Here is a 13,783-nt window from a genome sequence, read left to right as displayed (position 1 = left end):
CATGACAATGGAAACACAGGACATTCTCAAGCGCTCCGCGACCAATCCCATAACCCCCGCGCCGCGTGCGCGGGATTATAAAGAGGAAGTCGCCAAGCTGATTGATGTCTCCTCCTGCGTGGGCTGTAAAGCCTGCCAGGTGGCCTGTTCTGAGTGGAATGATATCCGCGACGAAGTGGGGCATTGCGTGGGAGTGTACGACAATCCGGCAGATTTGAGTGCCAAATCCTGGACTGTGATGCGCTTTAGCGAAACCGAACAGAACGGCAGGCTGGAGTGGCTGATTCGTAAAGATGGCTGTATGCATTGTGAGGATCCTGGCTGTTTGAAGGCGTGCCCGTCCGCCGGGGCGATCATTCAGTACGTCAATGGGATTGTCGATTTCCAGCAGGAGAATTGTATCGGCTGCGGATACTGCATCGCCGGGTGTCCGTTTAACATCCCGCGCCTCAATAAAGAGGATAACCGGGTCTATAAATGCACCCTGTGTGTGGATCGCGTGAGCGTCGGCCAGGAGCCAGCCTGCGTGAAAACCTGCCCGACCGGTGCCATTCATTTTGGTACCAAAAAAGAAATGCTGGATGTGGCACAGGAGCGCGTCGATAAGCTGAAAGCACGTGGTTATGACCGCGCAGGGATTTACAACCCGCAAGGGGTGGGCGGCACGCATGTGATGTACGTGCTGCACCACAATGATCAGCCGGAGTTGTACCACAACCTGCCGAAGGACCCGGCCATCGATACGTCAATCAGCCTGTGGAAAGGGGCGCTGAAGCCGCTTGCAGCCGCTGGTTTTATCGCCTCGTTTGCCGGGCTGGTTTACCACTACATCGGCATTGGGCCAAACAAAGAAGTGGATAACGATAAGGAGGAACACCATGAGTGATTCGAAAATGATCGTGCGCACTAAGTTTATCGACCGCGCCTGTCACTGGACGATGGTGATTTTCTTTTTCCTGGTGTCGCTGTCGGGGATTTCTTTCTTTTTCCCGACGCTGCAATGGCTGACGGAGACCTTCGGTACGCCGCAGATGGGGCGCATTATGCATCCGTTCTTTGGCGTGGCGGTCTTTCTGATCCTGATGGTGATGTTTGTGCGCTTTGTGCATCACAACATTCCGGACAGGCAGGATATTCCCTGGCTAAAAGGGATTGTGGAAGTCCTGAAAGGCAACGAGCACAAGGTGGCGAAGGTCGGTAAATATAACGCCGGGCAAAAGATGATGTTCTGGACCATCATGAGTATGATTTTTGTTTTACTTGTATCCGGCATCATTATCTGGCGCCCCTGGTTTGCTCAGTATTTCCCGATACAGGTGATCCGCTACAGCCTGCTGATTCACGCAACCTCTGCGATTATCCTTCTCCATGCCATCCTGATTCATATGTATATGGCGTTCTGGGTGAAAGGCTCGATTAAGGGGATGATCGAAGGGAAGGTGAGCCGCCGCTGGGCACGCAAACATCATCCGCGCTGGTACCGTGAAGTCGAAAGACAGGAAGCCAAAGAAGAGAGCATGCACGGGCTGAGGTAGCGTTCGGTTCTTATGCAGACGGTAGTTGCCCGCTTACCCGGCCTGGCGTGTTTACAGGCGTCAGGCTGGGTAAGGTGGAGGTAGAGAGAGTTACGTATTCGTCACTAACGCATCAATAGCTCCAATGACCCGTGATCGTGCACTGCTCAGATTACATACAAAACATCTATTGCTTAATTTCTTTTTATCCACACTTGTTATTCCAGGCGTATTAAGAAATAACGTCTGAAAATCAATATTCACTAATGGTGTAGCCACATGTAATAAAGGCAACCGCATTGGCAGTGATAACCGATGCAGCAAAACAATTATTCAGAACGGTTCGGGAATAATACGAAACGGATAATGGGTGGGTTTAACTTTACCTATTTTGCGTTTCGGGAACTCCACGGGATCGTCCGGAATATCCTCGTAAGGGATCTGCGTTAGCAGGTGGGTAATGATATTTAGCCGTACGCGTTTTTTGTCCTCGGAGCGGGCGACAAACCAGGGCGCCCATGAGGTGTCGGAGGCTTCGAACATTGCGTCTCGCGCAACGGTGTAATCATCCCAGCGGTCGAAGGATTTGATATCCATGGGAGACAGCTTCCAGGTCTTGCGGCCATCGTTTACGCGGTCGCGCAGGCGGCGTTCTTGCTCTTGCGGCGTCACTTCAAGCCAGTATTTCAATAAGATAATGCCGGACTCTACCATGGCGCGTTCCATCATCGGGACGCTTTCCAGAAATTTGTCCACTTGTTCCATTGTGCAAAAACCCATCACCCGCTCAACCCCGGCGCGGTTGTACCAGCTACGGTCAAAGATAACAATTTCGCCAGCGGCGGGCAGGTGTGGAAGGTAGCGCTGCAGGTAAAGCTGGCTTTTTTCGCGCTCGGTTGGGGCAGGCAGGGCGACAACGCGGAAGATGCGCGGACTGACGCGTTCGGTAATCGCTTTGATGGTGCCGCCTTTACCCGCGCCATCACGGCCCTCAAAGACGATGCAGACTTTGAGCCCTTTGCTGACGACCCAGCGCTGAAGTTTCACCAGTTCAACGTGAAGGCGCCGTAACTCTTTTTCATATTCCTTGTTTTTAAGCGGCGCCGCAGGAGGTGCATCAGCGATGGTGCTGGTATTTTTCTTTTTTCCCATGACTCTCTTCCTCTTTCAAATAAATAACGGGACGCTTAAGAAGTGTAATGTCGGCTACAGGCATGCGCGAAAAATACTCGTGTCATTGTATTTCAGGGACTTCCGATATAGCGCCTCAGGTGCGAAAACATTCACAGCCTGAACTGAATGTATGGATGAATATGCCAGCGAGAGAGTTTGAGCTGGTTCACACTTAACGAATGGTCGATAATGCTTGTTGCATTCTATTAACATGTGGTTGTGGTATGAAAAAGACGATTTTTTCGTTAGCGCTGGGCACGTTTGGCCTCGGCATGGCGGAATTTGGCATCATGGGTGTGCTGACCGAACTGGCGAAGGATGTGGGGATCTCCATTCCGTCGGCAGGCAATATGATCTCCTTTTATGCTTTCGGCGTGGTGATCGGCGCGCCGATTATTGCCGTGTTCTCCAGCCGTTTTTCTTTAAAAACAATCCTGTTGTTCCTGGTCGCCATGTGCGCAGTGGGAAATACGATTTTTACCTTTTCATCGTCATATACCATGCTCGCGATCGGCAGGCTGGTGTCGGGATTCCCTCACGGCGCGTTCTTCGGCGTCGGGGCGATTATTTTGTCTAAAATCGCGCCACCGGGAAAAGTGACGTTGGCCGTCGCGGGTATGGTCGCCGGGATGACGGTAGCGAATCTTGCGGGCGTACCGCTGGGAACCTGGCTTGGTCATGCCTTTAGCTGGCGCTACACCTTTATGCTGATTGCGCTGTTTAATTTATTGGTACTCGTTTCGATTCTGCTCTGGGTACCTCAACTCTTTGATAAAGCTGAGACCCGCTTCACCGAGCAATTTCGCTTTCTGAAAAAGCCGGAGCCATGGTTTATCTTCGCCGCTACCATGTTTGGCAACGCGGGCGTCTTCGCCTGGTTCAGTTTTGTGAAGCCATTTATGCTGAATGTTTCCGGCTTCTCTGAGATCTTCATGACGATTATCATGATGCTGATGGGGCTGGGAATGGTATTGGGCAATTTGTTGAGCGGCAGATTGTCGGGGCGTTATAGCCCACTGCGTATTGCGGCGACCACGGATCTGGTGATTGTGCTGTCTCTGCTTCTGCTGTTTGCCTTCGGTGAAAACAAAATTGCTTCTTTAACGATGGGCTTTATCTGCTGCGCGGGTCTGTTCGCTCTGGCGGCACCGTTGCAAATACTGCTATTACAGAATGCCAAAGGCGGTGAGTTGCTGGGCGCGGCGGGAGGGCAGATTGCCTTTAATCTCGGCAGCGCTATCGGGGCTTATTTTGGCGGTCTGATGATTACGCTCGGTCTGAGCTGGGATTACGTTACGCTGCCCGCAGCTGTCCTATCGTTCTCCGCAATGTCGGCACTGCTGATGTACGGGCACCTGAAGGCGAAGCGGATACGCGCTGACGTTGACGCACTGGCCTGAAAAAAACGCTCCCTATGGAGCGTTTCTCGTAACATCAGCCATTAATTACGGAGCCACGGCGTCATACTTAAGCCAACCAGCATGCCTTCCGGGCTGAGAAAGCGAGTGATGCTCTGCCCCCAGGGCTCAAGACGGTTTTCTACGAGCAGGGCGTAACCTTTGTCGCGCAGGACACGGGTTGCACTGTCGAGATCGGCGACTTCGAACTCAATCCAGCTTTGCGGCGCCGGAATATCAGCAGGCCATACTGCTGTGCCAAAGCAGGACTGTGCCGCCTGGTGTAGCGGCCAGAGCGCAAAATGTTTGACGCCGTCAAGCGCTCCATGTTCGGCTAACAGGTAATCTTCATTGCCCGCCATGGGCTTAATGGGAAGACCTAACGTCTCCTGATAAAGTGCTTTACTGTCGCCCACATTACGTGGGACAGGGCCAAAACCTGCAATAAACAACACATCCAGGCCACGGGTCGAAATATCCATATCTGTTGCACCTCAGTCGGTATGCGAAAAAATCATGACAACGCACGTATAATGGCATGTAAAAAGCAATCTGCCGTTATGCGGGGACATCTTTAGCACTTACGTTGTTTTTTACAAGAGATAACACATCAGCCGCCACGAGAAAAAACAGGCGCATAAAGCGCCTGTTTTACGTAGGTGTTTTACATCAGTAACCGGTTGATTCTGGCAATCTCCTCTCGCCACTGCGCCTGGAGCAACGGTTTTTGATGCGCGGGTTTGCGCGCCAAATCCTGCTCAAGACGGGTTTCCAGCGCAATCAACTGCTCCAGTAACGCGTCGGTTTCATCGACCCGCACCGTTGATGTCGCTGTTGCCGTCACCGGCGTCTCAGTCATTTGTTGTTCCTGACGCAGACGTTCGTAGACCGCCTCAACGTCGTGCCACTCGCTAAACTGACCCTGTTCAACCAGCCAGAAGCGGTTACAACTGTGACTAATCAGCTCCCGGTCATGGCTGACCAGCAGTACGCCGCCTGAGAACTGTTGCAGCGTCTGCATCAGTGCCTCTTTACCGCTCATATCGAGATGGTTAGTCGGTTCATCAAGCATCAGCAGGTTGTAGCGCGCCAGCGACAGGCCAACAAACAGCAGCCGGGAGCGTTCGCCGCCGCTGAGTGTTGCCACTTTTTGCCCGTGACGAACCCAGGCAAACCCGGCGCTGATTAATGTCATTTTGCGCAGTTCCGCCGACGGTGCGAACGGCTCCAGCGCGTCCAGAAGCGTCGCGCCATCGGGCAGTTGCTCCAGCGTCTGGTCATAGTACCCGGCGTGCAGACGTGGATGAACTGCCATCCCTGGCGCGGCGATATCACTGGCCAACTGGCGCCAGATAAGCCGTAATAGAGAGGACTTCCCGCAACCGTTTTGCCCGATAATGGCAATCCGATCGCCGGTTTTCACCCGCGCCAGCGGCACGGAAAAGAGCGGTGGCAAACCCGGCGCGGCGCTGACAGGGAGATTTTCCATCGCCAGCAAACGGTCGGCAATCAGCGGTTCGCCCTTGAGGGTTAAACGCCACAGACTGCCTGCCGTCAGTTGCGTCTGGCTCTCTTTCAGACGTTCTACCTGCTTTTCCATTTGCTTTGCTTTGCGCGACAGATCCTCATTGTCATAGACCCGCCCCCAGGTCGCCAGCCGTTTGGCACTGCTGGTTACCCGGTCTATCTCTTTTTGCTCTGCTTTGTGGCGCAATGCATCGCTGGCATCTCGCTCCTCCAGCGCCTGACGCGCGGCAGAGCAGGGAAGTGCGAAGTAATGCAGCCGATTATCGCGCAGGATCCAGGTGCCATTGGTCACCGCATCCAGCAACGCCCGGTCGTGAGAAACCAGCACAAAGCTGCCAGACCAGCGTTGCAGGAATCGCTCCAGCCAGAGCATGGTCGGCAGATCGAGATGGTTACTGGGCTCATCCAGCAGTAATAAATCAGGATCAGTGATCAACGCCCGGGCCAGTAATAGCCGGGTATGTTGCCCGCCACTGAGGGTTGCCGCAGGTAAGGCTATCTCGTGTTCACTCAGTCCCATCCCGGCTAACAACGCCTCTGCACGCCAGCGTTGAGCGTCACGTTCACCCGGCGCGAGTCGGGCAAGCACCGCGTCGAGCAGGGTGAGATCCAATAGCGTGTCAGGCAGATGTTGCTCAACGCGCGCCATCAGACAGTGATTAGCCACAGAAACGCTGCCCGCAGAGGGCAAAACGGTGCCATCAAGGACTTTCAATAGCGTACTTTTGCCGCAGCCGTTGTCGCCAATGAGAGCCAGACGGTCGCCTTGTTTTAGGGTAAAGGAGATATCAGAAAATAACGGACCAAATGCCGTTTCAACACGTAATGATTGTGCAGACAGTAATGTGCTCATTGCTTACTCAAGAGTTACAGGCATAGATATGCCTCGTCAAACATCGCTGACGATAACCCGGTAAGCCCGAGGAAGGGGTTTAGTTAGCTTCGCTCAAGCCGAAGTTATCGCAGCACGATACCGATAACGCTTGAGCTGGTGCGATCACCAAAGGCATGTGAAACGAGAAAACGTTCACAGTACGACATAATTATCCTCCTTTTATTTATCCAGTTAATGGGTAGCGGCAGTGTAGCGAGGTTTTACAGAGGATGCCAGTGTCAATACCGGCGAGATTTACACTTTTTTTATGCCCGTTATTTCCCTTTTTACAGGCTCTTTATACTGCTTATTTTATGCTGGTTTCATCGCCGCGAGGCCCGAATGAAAGAAACCCATGAACTCACTGATGAATATTACCTCACTGAAAAATATGCGCGCTCTTTTCCCGTTTACGGCATCACCCTCTCCGGTTGTTACCCTCATGGAAAGCGCAAAGAAGAGGAGCGAAAGTGAATTTGCGAAAGAAGTTCACCATTATCTGGCGCGCTATCCGGATACCCGCCACGTTGATATTTATCTGACCGATACCCACGGTATATTTCGCGGTAAGCGCATCGCCATCGGCGCATTAGATGCACTGGCACGGGGATGTTATTTCCCGCAGTCGGTGTATACCATGGATAAAAAAGGCAATGTCGTCAGCCGTTGTGAAAATGACAATGCAGACGACGAGCCCGATAATCTCTGTATGCCCGTTCCCGGAACATTGCGTCCCTGCGCTCAGGACCCCCGGCATCATGCACAATTATTACTGATGATGCGTAATCCTGACGGTGACGGTTTTGAGTACGATCCGCGCTATATTCTCGAAAAAGTGTTGGCGAAATTTCATTACCACGGTTTATATCCTGTCATCGCGCCGGAAATCGAATTTTATCTTATCGATCCACAACAGCAGCATCAGCAAGACGCCGGGTGTTTTCATTTATCGCTGTCGGCCGCAAAGACAGCCTTTGTTGAAGAACTGGAAACCATGGCCGCCGCACAAAACTTGCCGTTGTCCGGCATTGTCTGTGAGGCAGAGCCTGGGCAGTTTGAACTGAATTTGCACCATTCCCGCGATGTGGTGGCCCTGTGCGAAAACGTGCTGGCACTGCGCAAATTAACCGCTGCTGTGGCGGAAAAATTTGGCTTGCAGGCGAATTTCATGGCGAAGCCCTTTTCTGCGCTCGCGGGCAATGGCTTGCATTTTCATATCAGTCTTAACACTATCCATGGCGAAAATATCTTTTCTGCCGATGAAGGTGAATTGAATGAGATGACCCGTCTGTGCCTGGCCGGATTGCTTCGGCTTATGCCTGCGTCGTTAGCCATCATGGCACCGGGAGTCAATGGGTTCAGGCGATTGCGCAAGCGTATCGATACGCCAATATTCAATGCCTGGGGCTTTAACAAACGCTCGGCTGCCTTGCGCATACCCTGTTCAGATAAAGCGAATCGACGTATTGAATACCGCCTGGCTGGCGCCGATGCCAATCCTTATCTGGTCATGGCGACCATACTGACTGGCATGTTGTATGGCCTGGAGCAGGTAAATGACCACGCGTTGCCGGATATACTCGCTACTGCGCCAGCGTTACCGCTTTTTCAACAGGACGCTCTCACTGTCTTCGGCGAATGCGACTACCTCAAAGCGGCGCTGGGTAGCGAATTTTCCCGTTACTGGATCCAAAGCCGATTGATGGAATTAAGCGCTTTCGAAGGTATTGTGACGGCCGAAGAAACGCATTTCCCGTGATGAATCAGCCTGCTGTGGTGAGGATGCCTGACGGGAAAAGACAAAAATAGCGGCGGGCAAGAGAGAAGAAAACCCGGCAACATCGCGCGGCCGGGTTTGCGATTAGATAGAGGTCCGACGATAGTTGCGATACTCCGGCAACCAGAAGTTATCGTCAATCGCCTGCAATAGCGCTTCTTCGGACGTTTTCACGGCAACACCTTGTTGTTGGGCGACTTTTGCCACCGCGAAGGCAATCGCGCGGGAAACGGTATGGATGTCTTTCAGCTCCGGTAAGACCAACCCTTCGCCGTTAATCACCAGCGGAGAGTACTTCGCCAGTGTTTCGCTGGCCGACATCAGCATATCGTCAGTAATACGCGATGCGCCGCAAGCAATCACTCCCAGACCAATCCCCGGGAAGATATAGGAGTTATTGCACTGCGCAATGGGCCAGGTTTTCTCATTCCAGGTCACCGGTGTGAATGGACTCCCCGTCGCGACCAGCGCCATACCGTTCGTCCAACTGATAATATCCTGCGGCGTTGCTTCGACGCGTGAGGTTGGGTTTGACAACGGCATGACGATCGGGCGCGGGCAATGCTTGTGCATCTCACGGATGATCTCTTCTGTAAACAGCCCCGGCTGACCAGAAACACCAATCAGAATGTCCGGTTTTACGTTACGCACAACGTCAAGCAGCGACAGTGCCTCGGTCTGGGCGTCCCAGTTCTGCAGATTTTCGCGCTTTTGTACCAGCTTGTTCTGGAACGGCAGCAGGTTCGGCATCTGGTCAGTAAGCAGGCCAAAGCGATCCACCATATAGACTTTCTGACGAGCATCGGCTTCGCTTAACCCTTCACGCTGGGTCTGGGCAATAATTTGCTCGGCAATCCCGCATCCGGCAGAACCCGCGCCGAGGAAGACAATCTTCTGGTTGCTGAGCTGGCTGCCCGCCGCGCGGCTGGCGGCGATCAGTGTCCCTACCGTCACGGCGGCGGTTCCCTGAATATCATCATTGAAGCAGCAGATTTCGTCGCGGTAGCGATTAAGCAACGGCATCGCGTTCTTCTGGGCAAAATCTTCGAATTGCAACAGCACATTCGGCCAGCGATGTTTTACCGCCTGAATAAACTCATCGACAAACGCGGTGTAGTCGTCGCCGGTAATGCGCGGATGGCGCGACCCCATATACAGCGGATCGTTGAGCAACTGCTGATTGTTAGTACCGACATCCAGAACCACCGGCAGGGTGTAGGCCGGACTGATACCACCGCAAGAGGTATAGAGGGAGAGTTTACCGATAGGAATCCCCATCCCGCCGATGCCCTGGTCACCGAGGCCGAGAATACGCTCGCCGTCAGTGACCACAATCACTTTGATGTTATGGTTAGGCACATTTTGCAGTATGTCATCCATACTGCCGCGGTCTTGCCAGGAGATAAACACGCCGCGCGCGCGACGATAGATTTCAGAGAAACGCTCGCACGCCCAGCCCACGGTAGGGGTATAGATGACCGGCATCATCTCATCAAGATGATTTTCGACCAGACGATAAAAGAGGGTTTCGTTGGTATCCTGGATATTACGCAGGTAAATATGCTTGTCGATATCCGTCTTAAAGCCCTGGTACTGTAACCAGGCGCGTTCAGCCTGTTCTTCAATGGTTTCCACCACGGCTGGCAACAGCCCCAGCAGGTTGAAGTGACTTCTCTCTTCTACGCTAAATGCGCTGCCTTTATTGAGTAAGGGAAACTCAAGTAATACAGGCCCGGCATAAGGAATATACAGCGAACGGTTTTTATTATGCTTCGTATGCATTTTACAACTCCTAAGTCGACGATTCCGGCGCGAATGCCTGCTCGCGGCGGGTACAGCGGCGCGCGTCAGTATAAAGCATAGATATGGTAAATACTTCTTGTTCGCGTGATTTGGAGGATGAATTTTACGAAGCACAATGCCACCCCGGACGGGGCGGCATGAAAGGGGATACGTACGTTATTCTTCGCGACGATGACGACCAGAACGGTGCGTCACGGTAACTTCATGGTCGTCCTTATTCACCACTTTCCTGATATTAGAGACTTTGTAATCCAGCCCCATAATATGACGTGCCTGACGGTTCGATTTCATGCTTACTCCTTAATCCAGTTGATGTTTCAAGGACAAGCCCGGCGCGTTGACCGGGCGAAATATAACCTGATCCGCTGCGACTAAACTGTAGTCGCAAAAGTGATGGTCTGCTAATCCGCCCCGAAGTGCAATGACCGATGCCCGCTTTAGGAACAGTCCGGCTGCGGTTAATGGGCGGCAAAAAGCCAACTCAGGTCGCCACCCAAACGGGTGCTGTGCAGCGGACGCAGTGCGGCAAGCCGCTGAGTTAACTGTGCATCGCAGGTTTGCAGCGCACACCAACCCTCAAGCCAGGCAAGGCTGGAGGCCTGGCGGGTAAAAGCGACGTCCTGCTGAATACCGGTTTGGCGGGTGAACTCATCCGGATTGTCGAACCCGGACAGAATGCGCGCGGCCAGGCGCTGTAAAGCCTTATCATTTTCCGCCGTCACCTCAACACCATTGCTGCGGGCGAAAAGGGCAATCATAACCAGCGGCTGAATGGCATAGTTGTGATATGAAAAGGCGCGTTGCCTGCGGCGAAGCTCATTAGGTAAAAACCCCGCGCTATCCACCTGGTTCGCGGCGGTGCGGTACATCGCCAGCGACTGGTCAAAGAGATCGCGTCGGTCGATAACAACGGCTGTCGCCATAATCGCCCAGGCCGCCCAGTAGCTGTGGTTGTTAACGCGTTTCAGCGGCAGGTCGCGCCAGTCTGCCACCGTCAAATCCGCGAGATGACTGAGCCAGAGCTCAACGGCGGCTGCTTTTTCCTGCTGCCCCGCTAACGGATGCGCAGGGGAGAATTTCAATTGCAGCCAGGATGATGAAAGCGTCGCCAGCGCCCACTTTCGCATCGATTTCCCGGTGTGATTTTTAGCAACAGAGGTTAATGCGCCGGCTCGGGCCCATGAATCCAGACCATTGACCACGCACTGCGCTCGCGCCGGGTTGCCATCATGGGCGAATCCTGTCACAACCTGACTGACCACTTTTTCAAGTTCAGTGATCGCCTTTGTTTGTTCATGGAACGCCCGATCGGCTTGCGGATTCAGCGTGGCGCGAGCGCTGTCCGAACCTTCATATTTACTGGTGAAATCGAGTGCGCCGGTAAAGGGAGGCGGAAAAGCCGGGCAGGTAAAGTGGGAGGTGTTCAGGTGTTGCGGCGTTTGCTGATAACCTGCCGGAGGTTGCAGACTTGCCCCGGCAGATGCCGCCGTTACGGCGGCAATAATCAAACACATTCTTCTGACCAAAGCGAGCATCGGTAACCCTGCGCGTCAGCATAGTGGGACACTGACTATAGCATGGGTCATAAAGAATTAGCCTTCGCTACCGCCGAACACATGTACTGCGCGGTGCAGTCGCGCTGCACGTTCAGAGAGGTTTTCTGCCGCACTGGTCACGTTTTCCACCATGCTGGTGTTGTTATGCGTCATCACGCCAACGCGGGAAACGGATTCATTGATCAGTTCCAGTGCCTGTGTCTGTTCATGCGTTGCCGTGCCAATCTCTTTGATCATCGTCGACATAGTAATGACGTTATCGATCATCGCCGTCAGGTGCGTTTCAGTGTTTTCCACCATTTCGACGCCATTTTTGACATTCGCCACGTTCTGTTCAATCAGTGCCTGAATCTCACGCGCTGCAGATGCCGAGTGCTGCGCCAGGTTGCGAACTTCCGCCGCAACAACTGCAAAACCACGCCCCGATTCGCCCGCGCGCGCCGCTTCAACCGCAGCGTTCAGTGCCAGGATATTGGTCTGGAAGGCGATACTGTCAATCACGCCGATGATATCGACGATTTTGCTATTGTCCTGGGAAACGGCCTGCATCATCGAGATGGTTTTCTTCATGATGTCGCCGCTGTTTTTCGCACTGACGCTGGTTTCATCTGCTCGGGTCATCGCCTCGGCGGCCGTTTCAGCGGTTTGCCTTACGGCGCTGGCAATCTCCTCAACCGCAGCAGCGGTTTGATGCAGGTCTGCTGACGTTTCTTCTGTACGTTTCTGCAGGGATTCGCCTTCATCGGTAATGCGCTGGCTGATATCACGGATGCCGTTGATTTGCGCGGAAACGTCGCCTACCAGCGAATTAAGATTAAGGCCTGACTGATTTACCAGACGCATCAGTAAACCAATTTCATCCACACGATTAAAATGGCGGTAATCGGCTTTTCGCCCGGAGACCACTTTTTGCATCTGGCTGAGGATAGCTTTCAATGGACGACAAATTTGCGCCTGTAAATATAGAGACAGCAGGGCCAGGATCCCCATTGTCGCACCGACTTTTTCTACCAGATTAAAAGGGGCAAATTGCATCGCCACTAATAATGCGGCGGTGATAAAAAGCCCAAAGTTAGTCCGGCGCGTGACGCTCATGCGCTGGAAAATGGATAAAAAAGAGAGCAGGCCACGGCGGACCACCAGACCTTTATAAAAACGATGACCGCCTAATTTATTATCATTGACTAACTGGTAAAGTTTTTCGCTGGCGTTAATTTCCTCACGTTGCGGAATATTACGCACTGAAATATAACCGGTTAGTTGCCCCTGCTGATAAACAGGCGTGACATTAGCCCGCACCCAATAATGGTCACCATTCTGGCGGCGGTTTTTCACCATGCCGGTCCAGCTGTCGCCTTGCTGAATGGTATACCACAGATCGCCAAACGCGGCGGGCGGCATATCCGGGTGTCGAATAAGGTTGTGAGGTTCACCGACAAGCTGGTCTTCAGTGAATCCGCTGGCGTCTATAAATGCTGTGTTTGCATAAGTTATATGGCTATGTGTATTCGTCGTCGAAAGCAGTGTCGTGCCTTCGTTAAGCAAATACTCTCTCTGTGTAACAGGAGTGTTACGCTTCATAAATAACCCCACAATAAACTGCCTACAATAAACAGGATTTTTTCTGCCGATGATGGTGTTTTTTTTATTAACCCGACAGAGGATTTTTTTGTTATTACCAGTGCATTTTCCACGAACTGCTATACAACTGAAAGTAGCTACGTTAAATATTTTTTTAGCCAGACTTACGGTGATTTATTTAAATATTGTTATGATTTTGCAAAAGAAAAAAGGAAGATAGTTTTCAGTCAGGAGGAAAAGATAGACTTAATGCAAATTAAAGGCGGTAAATACAAGAAAGGACGCAAAATAACCGATGAAAAATAGAAACATTAACATAGCAAACTAATATATTCGCAAAATTGTAATGATTTTGTCATTATCAGATCGAAATCTTCTGGTTGATATAGGGTACATAATAAAGCGTAGCTAAAAATCTGTTGGAGAGTGGTTAAAATGTTTATCTGCGGGGAAGTCAACCTCTTCTGGCGGCAGGGCTAGTCCGCGATAACAGGCAGAGAACAGGCTTTAATCAGTGAACGGAATTTGAGCTTACTTGTTACACTATTACCATTGCGTCTATTCCTGCAGCGTTTGTATGG

General features: G+C 52.2%; 12 protein-coding genes. 4 read left to right on the top strand and 8 right to left on the bottom strand.

All coding sequences use genetic code 11. The features are described 5' to 3' along the window. The first annotated feature begins 1 nt into the window (after position 1). On the top strand, positions 2–886 hold the full coding sequence (gene fdxH, locus L2097_RS06780) for a formate dehydrogenase subunit beta (protein ID WP_250352437.1): 885 nt from the start codon (positions 2–4) through the stop codon (positions 884–886). Next, positions 879–1,535 (top strand): formate dehydrogenase-N subunit gamma, encoded by a 657-nt coding sequence (fdnI, locus tag L2097_RS06775; RefSeq protein WP_250352436.1) that lies wholly within the window; start codon positions 879–881, stop codon positions 1,533–1,535. The genes fdxH and fdnI overlap by 8 nt, the downstream gene beginning before the upstream one ends. 90 nt (positions 1,536–1,625) lie before the next feature. On the opposite strand, the gene L2097_RS06770 is transcribed toward fdnI, so the two are convergent. Together L2097_RS06770 and ppk2 are read right to left on the bottom strand one after the other, a co-directional pair. Further along, on the bottom strand, positions 1,626–1,814 hold the full coding sequence (locus tag L2097_RS06770; RefSeq protein ID WP_250353139.1) for a CcdB family protein: 189 nt from the start codon (positions 1,812–1,814) through the stop codon (positions 1,626–1,628). A 33-nt stretch (positions 1,815–1,847) separates the two neighbouring features. Next, a complete protein-coding gene (gene ppk2, locus L2097_RS06765) occupies positions 1,848–2,666 on the bottom strand; it encodes a polyphosphate kinase 2 (RefSeq protein WP_047370349.1) in 819 nt (272 codons plus the stop codon). Positions 2,667–2,911: 245 nt separating this feature from the next. Between ppk2 and araJ the strand changes: the two genes are divergently transcribed. Further along, positions 2,912–4,087: an MFS transporter AraJ gene (gene araJ, locus L2097_RS06760; protein ID WP_229220509.1), complete on the top strand. Its 1,176-nt coding sequence runs from the start codon at positions 2,912–2,914 to the stop codon at positions 4,085–4,087. A 41-nt stretch (positions 4,088–4,128) separates the two neighbouring features. Here araJ and L2097_RS06755 read toward each other — a convergent pair whose 3' ends face one another. Together L2097_RS06755 and L2097_RS06750 are read right to left on the bottom strand one after the other, a co-directional pair. After that, positions 4,129–4,566 (bottom strand): VOC family protein, encoded by a 438-nt coding sequence (locus L2097_RS06755; RefSeq protein WP_250352435.1) that lies wholly within the window; start codon positions 4,564–4,566, stop codon positions 4,129–4,131. A 182-nt stretch (positions 4,567–4,748) separates the two neighbouring features. Next, positions 4,749–6,464: an ABC-F family ATP-binding cassette domain-containing protein gene (locus L2097_RS06750; protein ID WP_250352434.1), complete on the bottom strand. Its 1,716-nt coding sequence runs from the start codon at positions 6,462–6,464 to the stop codon at positions 4,749–4,751. 376 nt (positions 6,465–6,840) lie between these two features. Between L2097_RS06750 and L2097_RS06745 the strand changes: the two genes are divergently transcribed. Continuing rightward, positions 6,841–8,244 carry a glutamine synthetase family protein gene (locus L2097_RS06745; RefSeq protein ID WP_250352433.1) on the top strand — a complete coding sequence of 468 codons (1,404 nt, stop codon included), beginning with the start codon at positions 6,841–6,843 and terminating at the stop codon, positions 8,242–8,244. Positions 8,245–8,346: 102 nt separating this feature from the next. Here L2097_RS06745 and L2097_RS06740 read toward each other — a convergent pair whose 3' ends face one another. From L2097_RS06740 to L2097_RS06725, 4 genes are all read right to left on the bottom strand, one after another. Then, complete coding sequence (locus tag L2097_RS06740) at positions 8,347–10,044, bottom strand: NAD-dependent malic enzyme (RefSeq protein ID WP_047370344.1); 1,698 nt, start codon at positions 10,042–10,044, stop codon at positions 8,347–8,349. A gap of 177 nt (positions 10,045–10,221) precedes the next feature. After that, positions 10,222–10,356, bottom strand: coding sequence for a stationary-phase-induced ribosome-associated protein (sra, locus tag L2097_RS06735; RefSeq protein WP_047370343.1), 135 nt, complete (start codon positions 10,354–10,356; stop codon positions 10,222–10,224). Positions 10,357–10,523: 167 nt separating this feature from the next. Then, the gene (locus L2097_RS06730; RefSeq protein WP_250352432.1) at positions 10,524–11,600 is read right to left on the bottom strand and encodes a mannuronate-specific alginate lyase; all 1,077 of its coding nucleotides are present in this window, start codon (positions 11,598–11,600) and stop codon (positions 10,524–10,526) included. A gap of 57 nt (positions 11,601–11,657) precedes the next feature. Beyond that, positions 11,658–13,202, bottom strand: a complete 1,545-nt coding sequence (locus tag L2097_RS06725) for a methyl-accepting chemotaxis protein (protein WP_047370341.1) — start codon at positions 13,200–13,202, stop codon at positions 11,658–11,660. Positions 13,203–13,783: the final 581 nt, after the last annotated feature.

Origin of the sequence: Citrobacter sp. MNAZ 1397 (assembly GCF_023613995.1) — a bacterium.
Classification (GTDB): domain Bacteria; phylum Pseudomonadota; class Gammaproteobacteria; order Enterobacterales; family Enterobacteriaceae; genus Phytobacter; species Phytobacter ursingii.
The sequence above is the reverse complement of the archived record's forward strand: the minus strand, read 5'-3'. Positions and strand labels throughout refer to the sequence as shown.